The sequence below is a fragment of the Dehalococcoidia bacterium genome, from assembly GCA_035310145.1.
Lineage (GTDB): Bacteria > Chloroflexota > Dehalococcoidia > CAUJGQ01 > CAUJGQ01 > CALFMN01.
The window spans coordinates 65,085-83,361 of the sequence record DATGEL010000120.1; the positions used below are offsets into that span (position 1 = coordinate 65,085).

Annotated in this window: 14 protein-coding genes, 2 tRNA genes and 1 pseudogene; 6 read left to right on the forward strand and 11 right to left on the reverse strand. The window is 69.5% G+C overall.

From position 1 onward, the window contains the following. Positions 1-2: 2 nt before the first annotated feature. The 10 genes and pseudogenes from VKV26_22345 to VKV26_22390 form a co-directional block, all read right to left on the reverse strand. Positions 3-764, reverse strand: a complete 762-nt coding sequence (locus VKV26_22345; protein HLZ72657.1) for a phosphoribosylanthranilate isomerase — start codon at positions 762-764, stop codon at positions 3-5. Beyond that, positions 761-1,585, reverse strand: coding sequence for an indole-3-glycerol phosphate synthase TrpC (trpC, locus tag VKV26_22350; protein HLZ72658.1), 825 nt, complete (start codon positions 1,583-1,585; stop codon positions 761-763). Before trpC ends, VKV26_22345 begins: the two co-directional genes overlap by 4 nt. Before the next feature lie 11 nt (positions 1,586-1,596). Continuing rightward, positions 1,597-2,625, reverse strand: a complete 1,029-nt coding sequence (gene trpD, locus VKV26_22355) for an anthranilate phosphoribosyltransferase (protein ID HLZ72659.1) — start codon at positions 2,623-2,625, stop codon at positions 1,597-1,599. 76 nt (positions 2,626-2,701) lie between these two features. Continuing rightward, positions 2,702-3,286, reverse strand: coding sequence for an aminodeoxychorismate/anthranilate synthase component II (locus tag VKV26_22360; protein ID HLZ72660.1), 585 nt, complete (start codon positions 3,284-3,286; stop codon positions 2,702-2,704). Between the two features lie 20 nt (positions 3,287-3,306). Beyond that, positions 3,307-4,269: a hypothetical protein gene (locus tag VKV26_22365; protein ID HLZ72661.1), complete on the reverse strand. Its 963-nt coding sequence runs from the start codon at positions 4,267-4,269 to the stop codon at positions 3,307-3,309. Continuing rightward, the gene (trpE, locus tag VKV26_22370) at positions 4,269-5,744 is read right to left on the reverse strand and encodes an anthranilate synthase component I (GenBank protein HLZ72662.1); all 1,476 of its coding nucleotides are present in this window, start codon (positions 5,742-5,744) and stop codon (positions 4,269-4,271) included. Before trpE ends, VKV26_22365 begins: the two co-directional genes overlap by 1 nt. 271 nt (positions 5,745-6,015) lie before the next feature. Beyond that, complete coding sequence (locus VKV26_22375; protein HLZ72663.1) at positions 6,016-7,371, reverse strand: TrpB-like pyridoxal phosphate-dependent enzyme; 1,356 nt, start codon at positions 7,369-7,371, stop codon at positions 6,016-6,018. A gap of 594 nt (positions 7,372-7,965) precedes the next feature. Beyond that, on the reverse strand, positions 7,966-8,337 hold the full coding sequence (locus VKV26_22380) for a response regulator (GenBank protein ID HLZ72664.1): 372 nt from the start codon (positions 8,335-8,337) through the stop codon (positions 7,966-7,968). Next, positions 8,334-10,085 carry an ATP-binding protein gene (locus VKV26_22385; GenBank protein HLZ72665.1) on the reverse strand — a complete coding sequence of 584 codons (1,752 nt, stop codon included), beginning with the start codon at positions 10,083-10,085 and terminating at the stop codon, positions 8,334-8,336. The genes VKV26_22380 and VKV26_22385 overlap by 4 nt, the downstream gene beginning before the upstream one ends. Continuing rightward, positions 10,071-12,384 (reverse strand): annotated as a pseudogene (locus VKV26_22390) (ATP-binding protein). Before VKV26_22390 ends, VKV26_22385 begins: the two are co-directional and overlap by 15 nt. Before the next feature lie 170 nt (positions 12,385-12,554). On the opposite strand from VKV26_22390, the gene VKV26_22395 reads away from it, so the two are divergent. From VKV26_22395 to VKV26_22420, 6 genes are all read left to right on the forward strand, one after another. Beyond that, positions 12,555-12,628: transfer RNA gene (locus VKV26_22395), tRNA-Gln, on the forward strand. A 3-nt stretch (positions 12,629-12,631) separates the two neighbouring features. Further along, positions 12,632-12,708 (forward strand) — tRNA-Glu (locus VKV26_22400). A gap of 89 nt (positions 12,709-12,797) precedes the next feature. After that, positions 12,798-14,147: an MFS transporter gene (locus VKV26_22405; GenBank protein ID HLZ72666.1), complete on the forward strand. Its 1,350-nt coding sequence runs from the start codon at positions 12,798-12,800 to the stop codon at positions 14,145-14,147. 174 nt (positions 14,148-14,321) lie between these two features. Beyond that, the gene (gene metG, locus VKV26_22410; GenBank protein HLZ72667.1) at positions 14,322-15,995 is read left to right on the forward strand and encodes a methionine--tRNA ligase; all 1,674 of its coding nucleotides are present in this window, start codon (positions 14,322-14,324) and stop codon (positions 15,993-15,995) included. After that, a complete protein-coding gene (locus VKV26_22415; GenBank protein ID HLZ72668.1) occupies positions 15,992-16,831 on the forward strand; it encodes a TatD family hydrolase in 840 nt (279 codons plus the stop codon). The genes metG and VKV26_22415 overlap by 4 nt, the downstream gene beginning before the upstream one ends. Beyond that, a complete protein-coding gene (locus tag VKV26_22420; protein ID HLZ72669.1) occupies positions 16,828-17,799 on the forward strand; it encodes a polyprenyl synthetase family protein in 972 nt (323 codons plus the stop codon). Before VKV26_22415 ends, VKV26_22420 begins: the two co-directional genes overlap by 4 nt. Here VKV26_22420 and VKV26_22425 read toward each other — a convergent pair. After that, positions 17,796-18,227, reverse strand: a complete 432-nt coding sequence (locus VKV26_22425; protein ID HLZ72670.1) for a zinc ribbon domain-containing protein — start codon at positions 18,225-18,227, stop codon at positions 17,796-17,798. The genes VKV26_22420 and VKV26_22425 overlap by 4 nt on opposite strands. Positions 18,228-18,277: the final 50 nt, after the last annotated feature.

Below are 18,277 nucleotides of genomic sequence, written 5' to 3' on the forward strand. Positions count from 1 at the left end.
CGCTACCGTCCCTCTGCTGCCGATCGCGCGGCGTCGGCGGCGCGGACGGCGGCGACGAACGCGCGCATCTTCTCTGGATCCTTGGCGCCGTCGCTCTCGATGCCGCTGCTCACATCGACGCCCCAGGGTCGTACGCAGGCCACCGCCTTGCCCGCGTTCTCCGGCGCCAGACCGCCCGCGAGCAGGAACGGCAGGCGAGAGCTGATTTCGATCGCGAGTGTCCAATCGAACCGCTGGCCCGTGCCGCCGATCTCGCCGGGTACGGCGGTATCGAGCAGGCAGAGCGCGGCGGTTCCGGCTTCGGCCGTGTCGAGCGCGGCCTCGGGCGTCAGCTCGGGCCGCACGTGCAGCGCCTTGATCACCGGGCGGCGAATCTCCAGCGCCTGCTCCCAGGGACCGGTGCCGGAAAGCTGGACCAGGTCGAGTGGCACCGCGGCTGCCACGGCATTGATCAGCGAGGTCGGCTGGTCTCCGAACACGCCGACCACAAGCGGGCGCCGCTCCGAGAGCGCAAGCGCCAGGGCGGCCACACTCCGCCGGAACCAGGCGCCGGCCGGCACCGCGTCGTGGACAAGCCGCGTCAACGTTCCCGCGCCGGGGCCGAGCCCTTCCAGCACCCGCCGCGCCTGCTCGACCGTGACGCGCCGGCGGCTGCGTTCAGCGAAGACGAGGCCGATGAAGTCGGCGCCGAGCGCGGCGGCGAGTTCCGACTGCTCGGCGCTGCGCAGGCCGCAGAGCTTGATGCGGGTGTGCAAGGCGGTCATGCAGGCATGAACTCCCGCATCTTCGCGACCACGTCGCTCGCCGTCATCAGCGCCTCACCCACCAGCACCGCGTCCACGCCGAGGGATCGCACTCGCTGCGCCTCGGCCGCGCCGGCAAGGCCGCTCTCGCTGACCACGACCGTCCGCGCCGGAATCAGCGGGCGCAGGCGTTCTGTTACGTCAACGGACGTATGAAAGGTGCGGAGGTCGCGGTTGTTGATGCCGATCACCGCGGCGCCGGCGGCCAGAGCCCGCTCGACCTCGCCCTCGTCGTGGACTTCGACCAGGGCGCTCAGGCCCAACTCCCGAGCCAGCGCCAGCAGTTCGATCAGGAGCTCATCCGGGAGGATAGCCACGATCAGCAGCACGGCGTCGGCGCCGTAGGCACGCGCCTCGTGCAGATGATACGGGTCGAAGAGGAAATCCTTGCGCAGCAGCGCCGGCCGGCCGCCGGGGAAGTAGCGGTCGAGCCCAATGCGAATACTCTCCAAGGATTCGAGCGTGCCCAGAAAGTGCGGCGCCTCGGTCAGCACCGAGATCGCCGCCGCGCCGCCGAGCGTGTAGGCGCGGGCGCGGCTGAGCGGGACGAGGTCGGGGTCGAGGATACCCTTGGCCGGCGACGCCTTCTTGATCTCCGCGATCAGCCGCAGCCGTGTGCCGCGCAGGGCGGCGGGGAAGTCCAGCGTCTCCGCGAAGCGCTGCGCCTTGTCCGCGAGCCGAGCGAGCGGCTCCTCGCGACGTCGGCGGGGCAGCTCCTCACGCTTGGCCGCGACGATCTTGTCGAGGATCGTGCCGGTGACGAGGGTGGAATCCGTGGTCACGACGGTTCGCCTCACTCCGTTCCCGGTGCGTGCCGCTGCGAGGCCTCGACGAATCGCTCGGCGGTGCGCCCTGCTTCTCCAGTGTCGATCAGCCTGGCAGCTACGGTCACGCCCTCGGCGATGTTCGCCGCCGCGCCGCCGACGATCAGCGCCGCGGCCGCGTTGAGCAGCACGAAATCGCGGATCGGCCCCGGCCGGCCCTCGAAGACGGCATGCATCGTTTTCGCGTTGTCGACCGGGGCGCCGCCGTGCACCGCGGCGCGCGGCGCCGGCTCAAGCCCCGCGTCGTTCGGCGTGACGCGGTAGGTCGCCAGCGTTTCGCCCTTCAGCTCGCAGACCAGCGTAGGGCCGGCCAGCGTCAGCTCATCGATGCCGTCTTCGCCGTGCACGACCAGCGCGTGACGGCAGCCGAGCCGGCCGAGCACGGCGGCCATCGTCTCCACCAGCTCGGGCCGCGGCACGCCGAGTACCTGCGCCTGCGCCCCGGCCGGGTTGGAGAGCGGGCCGAGAATGTTGAAGACTGTGCGCACGCCGAGGTCGCGGCGGGTGGGCGCGGCGTGCTTCATTGCCGGGTGAAACGCCTGCGCGAACATGAAGCCGAAGTTGCTCTCGTCGATGCAGGCGGTCACGCCCTCGGGCGCCAGCTCGATGCGCGCCCCCAGCGCCTCGAGCACGTCGGCGCTGCCGCAGCCGCTGCTCATCGCGCGGTTGCCGTGCTTGGCCACGCGCACGCCGCCGGCCGCGGCCACGAGCGCCGCTGCCGTCGAGACGTTGAACGAACCGGACCCGTCGCCGCCGGTGCCGCAGGTGTCGATCAACGGACCGGGATGCTGCACGCGCAGCGCCCGTTCGCGCATGATCCGCGCCATGCCGGCGATCTCGTCCACGGTTTCGCCCCGCAGGCGCAGCGCCGCCAGCAGGGCGCCCAGTTGTGCGGGTGTGGCTTCGCCGGCCATGACCTCGGACATGACCGCGGCGGCCTCGTCCTCGCTCAGGTGGCGGTCATGATTAATCAGCGCATCCAGCGCCTCGCGGATCATCGCATAGATTCCTCTCTGAATGGGTGCGGCCTACCGGGTCGCGGCGTGCGCCGCGCCGGGCGGGCGCCACGCGCCCCTAGGCGACCACTGCCGCTTCATCCATCGCCAGGAAGTTCCTCAGCAAGTCCTTGCCGTTCGGCGTCATGATCGATTCCGGGTGAAACTGGATGCCCTCGACGGCAAAGCGCCTGTGGCGCACACCCATGATCACGCCGCTCTCGCTGCGGGCGCTGACCTCCAGTTCGTCGGGCACGCTGTGAGGGCTTACGGCGAGCGAGTGGTAGCGGATCGCCTCCATCGGGTCGGGCAGGCCGGCGAAGACGCCGCGGCCGTCGTGGGAGATGCGCGACAGCTTGCCATGCTTGATCTCGCCCGCGCCCTCGACCACGCCGCCGAATGCCTCGCCGATGCACTGATGCCCAAGGCAAACGCCGAGCAAGGGCACACGGCCGGCGAAGCGCTTGATCAGGGCAACGCTGATCCCCGCCTCCTTCGGCGTACACGGACCGGGCGAGATCACGATCCGCACCGGCGCCAGCGCCTCGATCTCGTCAAGCGTCGCCGCGTCGTTGCGCACGACGTGCACCTCCGCACCCAGCTCGCACAGATACTGGTAGAGGTTGTAGGTGAAGCTGTCGTAGTTGTCGATCAAGAGCAGCATCGCCGCGTCCTTGTCCGGCTTCAGTTCACGCGCGCGTCTTCCAGCTCGGCCACGATCAGCGCCGCCGTCTGTTCGGGCGTCAGCCCCGTGCTGTCAAGCTTCATGCCGCGCAGCTCGCCGTTGAGCCGCATGATGGCGTCGAGCTCGGCGCTGCGCTCGCCCATGCGCTGGTCCTCGGGCCGTGCCTGATCGCGCCGCAGCAATTCGTCCAGCCGCGGCGCCAGCGTCACAAAATAGGTCTCGATCGGGCCGAGCGCCTCCAGCAGTGTGTCCAGCTCCTCGGGCGACTCCAAGACGCCTTCGATCACGCAGTCGACGCCCTCGGCCGTAAGGTTTCGGGCCAGCGCCGCCGCGTTGCGCAGGCCAAGGAGAATCTGGCGGCGGGCGGCCCCCGGATCGGAGCCATCCCAGTCCGGCGGCACGCCGCCGCGCACGAAGATGTCCCAGCCGAGGTAGTCGAGCGCGACCAACGCGCTGCGCTCGCTCTGTTCCGCGACCAGCCGTCCGACCGTGCTCTTGCCGGCGCCCGCCGCGCCCGTGATGACAATCACCTTGCCCGCTCGCCCTTCCGGCGGCTCGTCGGCACGCGGCCCCGACGCGATGCCCAGTGCAGCATGCAGCGCCTCGCTCAGGTCAGCCGGCAGCGCAAGCTCTGTTATGGATGGCAGAGGCACCCACACCGGCACGCCGCTGCCGGGCGATCGGTGGGGCGCACCCTCCCACCGCGTCACAAGCTGAAGATTGTTCAGCCGCACGCCGCCGTCGGCAGCGCGCTCGTAGAACGTGTCGATGAAGCTCTGCTCCGACACGGTGATGCCCAGGGTTTCGGCGAGGAACTCGGCCAGCGCCTCTTCGATCTCGATCGCCTCGCGCAGCGGGACACGGGGCAGCGCCAGACCGACGCCCGCTTCAGCGCCCTCCTTCTGCAGGAAGAGCAGCGAGGCGCCGTCGCTGATCGCCGCCGTGATCTCGATCTCCGGCATCAGTAGCCCAGGCTCCCGCTGGGCAGCGCCTCAAGCTGCTGCTCGGCCAGGTCGATGGCGCGGATCAGGGCGCGGGCCTTGCTCAGGCACTCCTGGTGCTCGGCCGTCGGGTCGCTGTCGAAGACGATGCCCGCGCCAGCCTGCGTGTAGGCCACGCCGTCCTTCATCACCAGCGTGCGGATCGTGATGCAGGTATCCAAATTGCCGTTGAAGCTGAAGCAGCCGACGGCGCCGGCGTAGGGTCCGCGCCGGTCCGGCTCCAGCTCCGCGATGATCTCCATCGCGCGGATCTTCGGCGCACCCGAGACGGTCCCGGCGGGGAAGCAGGCGCGCAGTGCGTCGTAGGGCGTCAGGTCGTCGCGCAGCTGGCCGGTGACGTGCGAGACCAGGTGCATGACGTGCGAGTAACGCTCGATCTCGAACATCTGCGTGACGCGCACGCTGCCCGGCCGCGCCACGCGGCCGACGTCGTTGCGGCCCAGGTCGAGCAGCATCGTGTGCTCGGCCAGCTCCTTTTCATCGTGGCGCAGCTCTTGCTCCAGCCGCTGGTCCTCCTCGAGATCGTGGCCGCGCGGGCGCGTGCCGGCGATCGGGTGCGTCTCCACCAGCCCATCTTCGACGCGCACCAGCATCTCCGGCGAGGCGCCGACGATCTCAAAGTCGCCCAACTCCAGGTAGTACATATAGGGCGAGGGGTTGACCTGGCGCAGGGCGCGGTAGACCTCGAAGGCGGGCGCCGGTGTGCTGCGCGCCAGCCGCTGCGAGAGCACGCCCTGGATCACGTCGCCGGCGACGACATACTCCTTCGTCGCCAGCACGCTCGCTTCAAAACCCTCGCGGCCGACGTTGGACTCGACGCGGCCGTTCAGGTGCAACTCGCCTTGAAGGCGCGGTGTGTAACGCAGCGGCTGCTGCAGCCGCTCCACGATCTGGTCGATCTTGAACTGCGCCAGGCGGTAGGCGGCGTCGATGTCGCCGTCCAGCCGCACGTGGCTGACGACCTTGATGCGATGCCGCAGGTGGTCGAAAACGAGGATCGTGTCCACGAACAGCAGCATCGCTTCGGGCAGGCCGAGTTCGTCTGCCTCGGGCACGGGCAGACGTTCAAAGTAGCGGGCCGCCTCGTATGAGAGATAGCCGACGGCGCCGCCGTCGAACGGCGGCAGATCGCCGACGGCCACGACCTTGAAGCGCGACAGCTCCTCTTCGAGCAGGCGCAGCGGGTCGATCTCGCAGCCTTCGCCCGGCCCCGTGCGCACGATGCGGTACGGCTCCGTGCCGATGAACGAGTACCGCGAGAGCCGCTCGCCGCCCTCGACGCTTTCGAGCAAGAAGGAGTGCCGCCCGCGCCGCACCTTGAGGAAGGCGGACACCGGCGTATCGAGGTCGGCCGTCACCTCACGGTAGATCGGCACCAGGTTGCCCGCGCCCGTGGCGGCCAGCTCGCGCACATCGGCAAGAGAAGGAAAATACACGGCAGGACTGCTTTCTGAACAGGTCGGCCCTCACCCTCCCCCGAGGCTTGCTCCTGCCTCTCCCAATCCTGGGAGAGGGAGGGGAGCTTGGGATCGGGTGGAAGGGAGGAAGACGCCGGGTGTGGCGGCCACTTGTGGGCGAACGGCGGGCGCCCCTGCAAATCTCCGAAGTAGCCTCGCCTTCAGCCCCGATCGCCCCGTGTCTCGATCTCCCCTTCCCCTGGGATCGGGGCCAGAGGGATGAACCTGGGGATGGGGGCCACAGGTGACCTCAAACCACCGGCACGCCCTTCATCGATTCGGCCACCAGCTCCGCGGGATAGGCGTAGTCCTCCAGCTCGCCGGCGAAGTAGCGGTCGTAGGCCGACATGTCGAAGTGGCCGTGGCCGCTGAGGTTAAAGAGGATCGCCTTCTCCTCGCCGGTCTCTTTGCAGCGCAGCGCCTCGTCGATCGCGGCGCGGATCGCGTGGGAGGTTTCCGGCGCGGCAATGATGCCCTGCGTGCGCGCGAACTGCACCGCCGCGGCGAAGGCGGCCGTCTGGTGCACGGCGCGGCCCTCGATCGCGCCGTCGTGGTAAAGCTGGCTGATCAACGGCGCCATCGCGTGGTAGCGCAGGCCGCCCGCGTGGATTCCCGGCGGCATGAACGAGCTGCCCAGCGTGTACATCTTCAGCAGCGGCGTGGTCTTCGCCGTGTCGCCGAAATCGTAGGCGTAGTGGCCGCGGGTCAGGCTGGGGCACGATTCCGGCTCGACCGCGATGAAGCGCGTCTCCTTCTTGCCCGCCAGCTTGTCGCGCATGAAGGGGAAGGCGAGGCCGGCGTAGTTCGAGCCGCCGCCCACGCAGCCGATCACGATGTCCGGATAGTCACCGGCCAGCGCCAGTTGCTTCAGCGCCTCTTCGCCGATCACGGTCTGATGCAGCAGCACGTGGTTGAGCACGCTGCCCAGCGAGTACTTGGTGTCCTCGCGCGTGGCCGCGTCCTCGACCGCCTCGCTGATCGCGATGCCGAGGCTGCCGGGCGAGTCCGGATCGGCTTCAAGGATCGCGTTGCCGGCGTGGGTGTCGTGGCTGGGGCTGGCGACCACGTCCGCGCCCCAGACCTGCATCATCGAGCGACGGTACGGCTTCTGGTGATACGAGACCTTGACCATGTAGACCTTGAGCTCCAGGCCGAACATGTTGCAGGCCATGGCGAGGGCACTGCCCCACTGGCCGGCGCCGGTCTCCGTGGTCAGGCGCGGGACGCCTGCCTGCTTGTTGTACCAGGCCTGCGCCACCGCGGTGTTCGACTTGTGCGAGCCGGCCGGGCTCACGCCCTCGTACTTGAAGTAGATGCGCGCCGGCGTGCCCAGCGCCTGCTCCAGCCGCGTGGCGCGCACCAGCGGCGAGGGGCGCCACAGCTTGTAGACCTCGCGGATGTCGTCAGGGATATCGATGTAGCGTTCGCCGCTGACCTCCTGCTTGATCAGCTCCATCGGGAAGAGCGGCGCCAGCGCCTCCGGCCCGACCGGCTCGTGCGTGCCGGGATGCAGCGGCGGCGCGGGCGGGTTGGGCAGGTCGGGGATGATGTTGTACCAGCGCTGCGGGATCTCGCTCTCCGGCAACAGGATCTTCGTCTCCGCCATCGTTTGCACCGGCCGCCTCCTTCGCCTGCGCTCGCAGGCCCGATCCAGCCGCACGGGCCAACCGCCCGGCCCGTCGCGGCGCATCAAAAAACCCCTCCGCCCCGGCGCTGTATTGCGCCTCGCAGGGGCGAGGGGATCTCGCGGTGCCACCCTGATTACCGCGTGGAACACGCGGCATCTCTTTGCGGGTACGTCCGCCCGGCAGCGGAGTTACCCTGGGCTCTGATAACGGCGCCCACCCCGGCGACGCCTACTCCCGCGCGAAGGCGGCTGCCCTCCGCGCCGTTTCGGGCCGCGGCTCACGGGTCCATTCGCGTGGCCTCACCCCCCGGCCCCCTCTCCAGGTCTTTCCATCGCGCGGAGCGCGATCTCAGATGGAGAGGGGGGATTGTGCAGGGGTTGTGGGGCCGCACCCGCCTTACGGCGGGACCGCTGCGCTGGCGCCGGCTCACACCTTCCCCGGCTCTCTGGGCCGCGCTGGCGGCGTACTCTTCCCGATCGTTGCCGTGCCTATGCAGTTGTGCCGTTGACCGTAGCAGCGGCTTGCGGAAATGTCAACCGGCGCAGGGACGCAGCGCAGGCCGCGACGAGACGCTACAGGGCGGCCCCGGGCGCGAGCTGCGCCACCATATTGAGCAGTTCGCTCAGCGTGAACGGCTTTCTGAGCACGCCGTCGGCATCGAGCTGCCGGGCCTTCTGCCGGGCGCTGTTGTCGGCCGTAAGCACGGCCAGCGCGATCGCGGGCCGCAACCCACGGCGCCGCACTTCCTCGGCGAAGGCGTAGCCGTCCATCCGCGGCATGTTGAGGTCGAGCAAGATCAGTGCCGGTTGCTCGACCTCCAGCACGGCCAGGGCGTCGAGACCGTCGCTGGCCAGCGCGACGGAGTAGCCCTCATCCTCCAGAATCGCCTGCACCATCGCCTGCAGGCCCACATCGTCGTCCACCACGAGAATGGTTCCGCTCATGCGCCCGCGTCCCCTGCGGGCGGCTCGCAGGGCAGGCGTAGCGTGGCCGTCGTTCCGTGGCCCTCGCTGCTTTCGAATTCGAGCGTCCCGCCGTGCTCATCGACGATCTGCTTGGCCGCGGCCAGGCCCACGCCGACCCCGCGGATGCGGCCCACCACGTTGCTGCCGCGATGAAAGCGCTCGAACAGCCGGGGCAAATCGGCGGCGGGGATACCGACGCCATGATCGGCAATGGTGATCCGCGCCCAGCGGCTGCCGGCGCGCGTCTCGGCCGCGAGCGTCACCTGCACATCGCCGCCGGCGGGGCTGTACTTGACGGCGTTGCCGAGCAGGTTGCCAATCACCCGTTCCAGCCGGCCCGCATCCCAGACGCCCTCGAGCGACGGCTGCTGGAGGTCGAGCAGGATGCGATGGTGCGGCGCCGCCTGCTGCTGTTCGGCCACGAGTTGGCAAAGGAGCGCGGCGAGGTCGTGCGGCTTCCGCTCCAGCTCGAGCGAGCGCCCACTCTCCAGACGCGCCAGGTCGAGCACGCCGTTGAGCATCGAGGCCATGCGGCCGGCGGCGCTGTCGGCCAGCTCCAGGCGCTCCCCGAGCCGCTCGGCTTCCGGCGTGGCCATCCGCGCGGCCTGGCGCCTGGTGAGCTGCACGAGGCCGCGCACGGTCGTCAGCGGCGTACGCAGATCGTGCGAAACCGCGGCGAGAAACTCGCCTCGCACGCGCATTGCCTCTTGCGTCTCGGCCAGGGCGCGGTCGCGGGCCTCGGCGGTCTCCCGCAGTGCCGCGTTGAGGGCGATGTGCGCCTTCACCTGCTCCCGCAGCGCCGCCGCTGCCCGCGCCCGCTCCACCGCGGCCCACGTGCGCTCCGCCGTCTCCTCGATCAGCGAAATCTCGCCTGGCGACCAGTCCCGCACCGTCGACTGGTGCACGCTGAGGAACGCGACGAGTTGATCGTCCTTCAGCAGCGGGACACTGATGTTTGCCCGGATGTTGACGGCCTCGAACGCCGCCCGCTCCGCCGGCGTCAGGTGCGGTAGCCTGGCGTAATCACCAAAGATGAGCGTGCGGCCGGCATGGAGCGTCTCTGCGACGATGCGGCCGAAGTCTCTGAGCCGGGAGCGGCCGATAACCGAAGGCACGCCGACGCGGACGTAATTCGCCTCCACAACGGCGGTTTGGCCGTTATCGCCGATCTCGGCGTAGAGCACCCGGCTGGCGCCGAGGTGCTCGCCCAGCAGCCGCGTCGCCGCCGTCTGAATCTGGTCTGGATGGGCGAGCGGCCGCAGCGCGTCGGCGAGCCTGACGCGAAACGCGTCTCGGGAAGCGGCCGTGGCCACCGCTTCCTCCGCCTGCTTGCGAGCGGTGACATCCTGGGTAACGCCGATCAGCCGCAGCGGCGCGCCGTCGGCGCCCCGGACAACCTGGCCGGTCGACTCCAGCCAGAGCACAGCGTCGGTCCGCCGATTGTGAAAACGACTCTCGATGTGGAGGTTGCCGTCGCCCGCGATCGCCTCCGCGATCGCTTGTTGCTGAGCGGAGGCGTCCTCAGGCTCCGAAAAGGTGCGGATCGCCTCGCTCATGGGCATCGGAAAGCAGTCCGCGGGATAGCCGAGCGTCTCCGCGAAGCTGGGGGCGACCGCTGTCACGCCGGTGCGCAGGTCCACTTCCCACGCAGAGATCCTGGCCGCCTGCGTCGCCCGGCGCAGACGCTCCTCCGACTCGCGCAGTTTGGCAGCGGCTTCATCCCGCACGCGCGCCAGTTCCAGGTGGGCGCCAACACGGGCGATCAGCTCCCGTGCCGAGAAGGGCTTCACCAGGTAGTCGTCGGCGCCTGCCTCGAGTCCTTCAACGCGCGCCTCCTCGCCGGCGCGTGCCGAGAGCAGCAGAACGGGTACGTGGGCCGTGCCCGGCTCCGCACGCAGCGCCTGCAGCAGCCCAAAGCCATCGAGCTTCGGCATCATTACGTCGCTGATCACCAGGTCGGGGCGGCGCTCCCGCGCCGCGGCCAGCGCCGCCGCGCCGTCGGCCACGGCCTCGACCGTCCAGCGCTGCCGCAGCAGGCGGGCCAGGTACTCGCGCATGTCGGCGTTGTCGTCGGCAAGCAGAATGCGGGCATGACGGCCGTCGAATGGGAACGTAGCGCCGGCGCCGGCCGGCGTGTCCATCGCACTCGGATCGAACGGGTCCGGACCTGAGGCAGGCGCATCCGGCAGCCGGCGCAGCGCCTCCTCCACGTACGCGCTGGCGCCGATGGCGGTGGAGGCCAGCGTGCGGGCCGCGCAGATCTGGTCGTCGGGCAGGTGCGCCGTGCCGGCGGGAACCGTCACCGTGAACGTGGCGCCCTGACCGGGCGCACTCTCAACCGCGATCGTGCCGCCGTGTAGCTGTACCAACTCCCGCGCGAGCACCAGCCCGATGCCCGTGCCCTCCTGCGTGCGTGCCTCGCTGCCGCGCACGCGGTAGAAGCGCTCGAAGAGGTGGGGCGTGGCCTCCGCGGGAACGCCGACGCCGGTATCGCGCACGGTGAGGACAGCGCGATCGCCGGCCCGGTGCACGCCAACCGCGATCTCGCCCCTAAGCGTGAACTTGAACGCATTCGAGATCAGATTGAGGACGATCTTCTCCCACAGCTCGCGATCGACGTAGACCGCCTGAGGCAATGGCGGGCAATCCACGATCAGGCGCAGGCCGGCCCGCTCGATCGCGGAGCGGAAGACACTGGCGAGGTCGGCGGTGAGTGCCGCCAGGTCGGTGGGTTCGTAGCTCGCCTCCATCCGCCCGGCCTCGATGCGCGATAAGTCGAGCAGCATGTTCACCAGCTTGAGCAGCCGCTGCCCGTTGCGCTGCGCCACGTCCAGCTCCCGCCGCACATCCGCGGGAAGCTCGCCGTGCGCGTTGTGCAGCACGTCTGCGAGCGGGCCGAGGAGCAGGGTGAGCGGTGGTGCGGAACTCGTGACTGACGTTGCTGAAGAAGGCCGTCTTGGCGCGGTCCAGCTCGGCCAGGCTCTCGGCCCGCCGCCGCTCCGCGTCGTACGCCTCGGCGTTGGCGATATTGGCGGCGAGCTGCGAGGCGACCATCGCCAGGAAACCGCGATAGCCTTCGTCAAAGGCGCGGTAAGGGTTCAACCCGGCGACCAGGAGGGCTGCCTGCCCCCGGCCCCCCGCAGGCACCACCGGCAGGACCGCTGCCTGCGCGGGCGGCCGGTCCCACGGTCCGGCCGGCAGGGAAGCGACCCGCTCCGTGAGGTCGGAGACGATCTGGATCTGGTTGCGCTCGAGCACCCGGGCCAGCGGCCACAGCGAACCGTCATTCAGGGCAACGAGCAGCGGCGCAGCGGGATGGCCCGGGCCGATGCCCGCCGCGCCGGCCAGCTCCAGCCGCTGTCCTTCCGGGTCGACGACGTAGAGCATGGCGAACGGCAGATCGCGCGCGTCGGTGCTCAGGCACGCCGCACTGAGACGGCACGCCTCTTGCCGCGTACGCGCGTCGGCCGTGGTGGCTCCAAGCTGGCGCAGCACGGCCATCTGCCGTTCGCTGATGATGCGCGGCGTCTCCTCGGTGTTGGCGCAGATGATACCGCCGCTGCCACCGCGGTCGTTCGGCACCGGGCTGTAGGAGAAGGTTTAGTACGTCTCTTCCGGATAGCCATTGCGCTGCATGATCAGCAGCAGGGCCTCGTCGTAGGTGCCCTCGTTGCGCTGCAGCGCCGATGCCGCGCGCGGTCCCACCTGATCCCAGATCTCGTGCCAGACCTGGGACGCCGGCTGCCCCAATGCCAGCGGATGTTTGCCCTGCAGGATGGTCGTATACGCGTCGTTGTAGAGATTGATGAGGTCGTCGCCCCACCAGACGAACATCGGCTGACGCGAGGTCAGCATGATGCGCACGCAGGTCTTGAGGCTCTGCGGCCAGTGCTCGACCGGTCCCAGCGGCGTCGCGGCCCAGTCGCGGCCGCGCATCAGCGCCGCCAGTTCGCCGTCGCCGGGGAAGGTCTCGCTCAGCCCGGGCGCATCAGACCCGCCCGCCGTCGTTTCCGCGCGACGACGCATGGCCTATTCCTCGGAGGTGCGGCTGCCGGCGATGCCCGGCTGCCCCGATTGTAAGTTCCCTGAAGCAGTGTCGAGGCACAATACTCCCATCTGCTGGCGTCTGGACCAGGTCGGAGCGCGGTAACGCGGTTGCGGGGCTTGACGGCGTGCGGTACCATAGATCGGAGCGTTGGGGATTCGTCTAACGGTAGGACAGCGGACTCTGGCTCCGTATGTGGGGGTTCGAATCCTCCATCCCCAGCCACGGGGCGCATTCGTCTAGCGGCCCAGGACGCCGCCCTCTCAAGGCGGAGATCAGGGGTTCGAATCCCCTATGCGCTACCACGGGGCCGGAACTGCCGGCCCCGTTCTTTTTCTCGCGGTTCCCGCCGCCCCGGCGCCGCCCGTACGTGCCGGGCGAGGGCGATGCGTCTATGGTTCGCGCCGAGCCCAGCCCACGCCTCACCGCAAACCTCCGCTTTCGACGCTTCTGGGCGGGGCGGCTGTTCGCCAACACGGCGCAAAACGCGATCCTGCTGGCTCTGCTCGTCACCGTCGTCAACCGCACCGGCTCGACGATCCACAGCTCGCTGCTCGTGCTGAGCTTCATTGTGCCGGCGGCGGCGCTGGGCGTGATCGGTGGAGTGGCCGTAGATCACCTGCCCCGCCGCGGCGTAATCGTGTGCAGTTGCCTGCTGCGGGCGCTGCTCTGCGTCGGCTTCCTGCGCTCGAATGAAAGCGTCTGGATGATCTACGGCGTTAATCTCGCGCTCTCGGCCGTGACGCAGTTCTCCGGCCCGGCCGAATCGGCGGTGGTGCCGCAGCTCGTGCCGCAGGAGCAGATCGCTTCGGCCACGGCGCTGCTCAACATCGGCATCATCCTGGCGCAGATCGCGGGCACGGTCATCCTGGCGCCGCTCTTCCTGAAGACCGTCGGTCCCGATCCGTTGTTCGTGCTCACGATCGTGCTCTTTCTCGCCGCCGCCTTCAGCTATGCCCGCATGCCGCGCCTGGCCCGGCCGCCGAAGGGCTGGATGCGCGAACACGCCGAGCCGCGCTACCGCGGCCTGCGCGCGTCCGCCGGCGAAAGCTGGCGGCTGCTGCGGTCCAATCGCTCGGTCTTCCTTGCCGGCGTGCAAAACACCCTGGTGACGACCACCATCGTGGTGCTCGTCTCGGTGTTGCCGAACTACACCCGCCAGGTATTGCACCTCTCGGCGGAGAACGCCGTCTTTGTCTTCGCGCCGGCCGCGCTGGGCGTGGCCGCCGGCAACTGGCTGGTGCCGAAGCTGGCGCGGGGCCGCGGCAAGAGCCTGCTCGGCGGCATCGGCTTCGCGCTGTTCCTGCTTTGCCTGATCGGCCTCGGACTCGGCGATCCGCTGGTGCACGCGATGAAGCATCGCGGCGTGTTCGGGCCGCTGGGTCACGCCGCGCCGGGCTTCTTCTACTCGACCGCGGCCTTCTCTGCCCTGATGGCCGCGCCGCTCGGCTTCACCTACGCGGTCGTGCTCGTCGCGGCACGGCTGATCACCTACGAGCACGTGCCCGCGCACATGCAGGGACGCATCTTCGCCTTCCAGGGCGTGCTCAGCAGCCTTGCCTCGATCGTGCCGCTGCTGCTCGTCGGGGCCGCCAGCGCCCTCTTCGGTCCGAGGGTCGTCCTCGTACTGGTGGCCGCGGCCAACCTCATCGCCTTCTTCTACGCGCGTGCGACCCTGCCGCGCGGGCGCGCGGCGCGTGGGGAAGCGCCGCTGCCCGTGGCGCCGTCGGCGGCACGACACTGATCCGCTAAGCCGTAAGCGGGGCCATCGTGCTGTGCGCCGCGCTGCTGCGCCGGCTCGCACGCGTGTGCTACGATCGTGCTCGTCCTCAGCGGTTCCGGGGCCCGCGGCGGTACGGCGAACAGCGCCCGCGCACAGGGCCGACAGCAAGTTTTGCAGGCGTGGGAGCAATCAGGCGTGACCGAGACGATCCTCGTCGCCGTCGCCTGGCCATACGCCAACGGGCCGGTCCACCAGGGCCAGTTCGGCGGTGCCTATCTGCCGGCCGACATCTTCGCTCGCTACCACCGCACGGCCGGCAACCGGGTGCTGATGGTCTCGGGCAGCGACATGCACGGCACGCCGATCACGGTCCGCGCCGAGCGCGAGGGGCGCTCGCCCGAGGCCGTCGCCGAGGAGTTCCACGCCTCGTTCCTGGACACCTGGCAGCGGATGGGCATCTCCTTCGACCTGTTCACCAGCACCGGCACGGCGAACCACGCCCGCGTCAGCCAGGACGTCTTCCTGCGCCTGCTGGAACAGGGCTACCTCTACGAGCAGGAGCAGGAGCTGTTCTACTGCGAGACGGACCGGCGCTTTTTGCTCGACCGTTACGTGGAGGGCATCTGCCCCTTCTGCGGCTACGAGCCGGCGCGCGGCGACCAGTGCGACAACTGCGGCCGGCCGCAGGACCCGCTCAAGCTGATCAATCCGCGCTGCAAGTTCTGCGGCAACGTGCCGGTGGTGCGCAATTCGAAGCACATGTTCCTGCGCCTCTCCGCCTTTCAGGATCGCCTCCGCGCCTGGCTGGACGACGGCGTGAAGGAGACCTACTGGCGCAAGAACGTGCTGAACTTCTCGCTCGGCATGCTGAACGAGGGGCTGCACGACAACGCGATCACACGCGATCTTGACTGGGGAGTGCGCGTGCCGCTGGAGGGGTGGGAGCAGAAGCGCATCTACGTCTGGTTCGAGGCGGTGATCGGCTATCTTTCCGCCGCCAGGGAGTGGGCGCAGATCCAGGGCGCACCCGACGCCTGGAAGGACTGGTGGGAAGACCCGGCGGCGAAGACCTATTACTTCATCGGCAAGGACAACATCTGGTTTCACGCCACGATCTGGCCGGCGATGCTGATGGGCCACGGCGGCCTGAACCTGCCGTACGATGTGCCGGCCAACCAGTACATCAATATCAGCGGCCGCAAGTCGTCGACCAGCCAGAACTGGGCGGTGTGGGTGCCGGACTACCTCACCCGCTACGACCCGGACCCGCTGCGTTACTATCTCTCGGCGGCGATGCCGGAGACCTCTGACACCGATTTCACCTGGGCCGAGTTCCTTCGCCGCAACAACGACGAGCTGGTGGCGACCTGGGGCAACCTAGTGAACCGCGTGCTGACGCAGTTCCCGCGCCACTTCGAAGGGCGCGTGCCGCGACCGGACGCGCTCGACGGCCGCGCCGGCGCCCTGATCGAACGCTGCCAGCAGACGCTCGAAACCGCGGGGCGTGAGCTGGCGGCCTGCCGCTTCCGCGCCGGCATCGGCGCGGGCATGGAGCTGGCGCGCGAGGCGAACCGCTTCCTGGACGAGACCGCGCCCTGGAAGGCGATTCGGGAAGACCGCCAGGCGGCGGCAAACGCGCTGTACGCCGCGCTCAGCGTGATCGCTACGCTGCGCACGGCCCTCTATCCCTACCTGCCCTTCTCCGCTGAGAAACTGAACCGGCTACTGGGCGAGACGCGGCCCGTGCGGGAACTGGGCTGGGGGCTGACCGTTCCCGAGCCGGAGCGGCCGCTGCCGCCCCCCGAGCCGCTCTTCCGCAAGCTCGACCCATCGATCGTCGACGAGGAGGAGGCGCGGCTGGGCACGTGAACGCGCAGCAAGGCGCCTCCCTGATCGACGCGCATGCGCACATCCAGGCCCGGCAGTTCGACGCCGACCGCCAGGAGATGCTTACTCGCGCCCGCGCCGCCGGCGTCGGCGCGATCGTCTGCTCCGCAGACGACGAGGCCTCGAGCCGTGCCGCCGTGGCACTGGCGGAGGCCCAGCCGGATGTGTGGGCGACGGTCGGCGTCCATCCGCACGAGGCGAAGCGTGCAAATGCCGGCACGTTCGCGCGGCTGGCGGAGCTCGCCCGGCATCCGCGCGTCGTGGCGATCGGCGAGATTGGGCTGGATTACCATTACGACCACTCGCCGCGTGACGTGCAACGCGCCGTCTTTGAGACGCAACTTGGGCTGGCGGCCTCTCTCGGCCTGCCCGTGGTGATCCACTCGCGCGAGGCGGCCGAGGATACGTTTGCCGTGCTGTCCGCGTGGCGGCGCGGCGCGAACGTGGCCGCGGCGCCTGCTGGGCTCCTGCACTGCTTTGCCTACGATACGGAATGGGCCGGGCGCTTTCTGGAGCTGGGTTTCTCTCTCTCGCTTCCGGGAACGGTCACATATCCGAAGGCCGAATCGTCTCAACTCGTGGCAGCGATGCTGCCCGACGAACGCTTCACCGTCGAAACGGATTGCCCGTCCCTGGCGCCGCAGTCGCGCCGCGGCCGGCGCAATGAGCCGGCCTATCTGCCGGAGACCGTGGCGAAGATCGCCGCCCTGCGGGGGGTGGACGCGGCCGCACTGGGCGCACGGGCTGCGGAGAACGCGAGACAGCTGTTCCGGCTGCCCGCAGCGGCGACCACCGCTGCGGCGAAGGGGACGACGTGACCACGGCAACGATGCTCTATGGCCCGGTAACGGCCGACCTCTCGCTGGTTGAGGCAGCGCTGGCGCGGGTTCGCGAGGTCGAGTACGAACCGCTGCGGCGCATGCTCGACCACATCCTCGCCGGCGGCGGCAAGCGCGTGCGGCCGGCGCTGGCGCTGCTTGCGGGCAACTTCGGCAGCTACGATCTGGCGAAGCTGGCGCCGCTGGCCGCCTCGATCGAGCTGCTGCACACGGCCACGCTGGTACACGATGACGTGATCGACAAATCGCCGCTGCGCCGTGGCCTGCCCACCGCGCACAGCCTGTTCGGCAATTCGGCGAGCGTGATGGTCGGCGATTTCATGTTCGCCCACGCGGCCGACCTGGTGGCGAGCACCGACAGCGTGCCGGTGGTGCGCCTCTTCGCCCGTACGATTATGTCGCTGGCCACGGGCGAGCTGGCGCAGGACGTGAGCGCCTTCGACTACCGCAAGACGTTGCAGGAATACTTCGCGCGCATCGGCGGTAAGACGGCGTCGCTGTTCGCCGCGGCGACGGAGGGCGGCGCGCTGATCGCGGGCTGCGCTCCGGGCTGGGTCGAGGCGCTGCGCGACTACGGCTTCAACTACGGCATGGCCTTCCAGATCGTGGACGATATTCTCGACTTCACCGGCAGCGAGGCGGCGCTGGGCAAGCCCGCCGGCAGCGATCTGCTCTCCGGCACGCTGACACTGCCCTCACTGCTGCTGATGGAACGCGCCGGCGCCAACAACCCGGTGCGGCGCTTCTTCCTCGCCCGCCGCAACCGAGAGCAGAGGCTGGCCGAGGTGCTGGAGGCGATCCGCGGCTCCGGCGCGCTGGCAGAGTCCGCCGCCGTGGCACGCGATTTTGCCAACCGCGCCCTCGCCGCATTGGACCCACTGCCCGTGGGCCCGGCACGCGTCGCGCTCGCCGACCTTGCCGAGTTCGTGCTTTCGCGCGGCAGTTAGAGGGCGTCGGCCGTCTTCTTGCCTTCGGCCTGCATCTTCTCGTAGGCCTGGATCGCCGCCTGGCGCTCGCGCTCCTCCGCCGCCTTCTGCTCGGCCTGCAAGCGGGCGACTTCGCGCTTGTCCGCGACGTCTCCCTTCAGCGGCTTCGGCGGCGGGATCGGCTTGTTGATCTCTGGATGCTCGTTCGGGCGCACCGGCCCGGTGACGAGGTTCTTGACCTCTTTGCCAAGATGCCAGTAGGTGCCCTTGTCCGGAATGCGCCGCGGGTAGCCGTCACGGAAGGTGAAGGCGTTGAACGAGGTCGGCATCACCCGGCGCGCGTCGCGGCTGCAGACCGGGCACGAGGCCGGATCGGACGACTCGCGGATCGAGCGCAGCAGCTCGAAGACGCCGTCGCAAGGCTCGCAGTAAAACTCATAGAGCGGCATACACCTTCCCCCGAAACGCTGTTCACCGCCCGGTCCACGCGAACCCACGG

Coding starts and splice junctions, on each gene's coding strand:
- VKV26_22345 (HLZ72657.1), bottom strand. CDS start 764: ATGACCGCCTTGCACACCCGCATCAAGCTCTGCGGCCTGCGCAGCGCC.
- trpD (HLZ72659.1), bottom strand. CDS start 2,625: ATGATCCGCGAGGCGCTGGATGCGCTGATTAATCATGACCGCCACCTG.
- VKV26_22360 (HLZ72660.1), bottom strand. CDS start 3,286: ATGCTGCTCTTGATCGACAACTACGACAGCTTCACCTACAACCTCTAC.
- VKV26_22365 (HLZ72661.1), bottom strand. CDS start 4,269: ATGCCGGAGATCGAGATCACGGCGGCGATCAGCGACGGCGCCTCGCTG.
- VKV26_22375 (HLZ72663.1), bottom strand. CDS start 7,371: ATGGCGGAGACGAAGATCCTGTTGCCGGAGAGCGAGATCCCGCAGCGC.
- VKV26_22380 (HLZ72664.1), bottom strand. CDS start 8,337: ATGAGCGGAACCATTCTCGTGGTGGACGACGATGTGGGCCTGCAGGCG.
- VKV26_22405 (HLZ72666.1), top strand. CDS start 12,798: ATGGTTCGCGCCGAGCCCAGCCCACGCCTCACCGCAAACCTCCGCTTT.
- VKV26_22425 (HLZ72670.1), bottom strand. CDS start 18,227: ATGCCGCTCTATGAGTTTTACTGCGAGCCTTGCGACGGCGTCTTCGAG.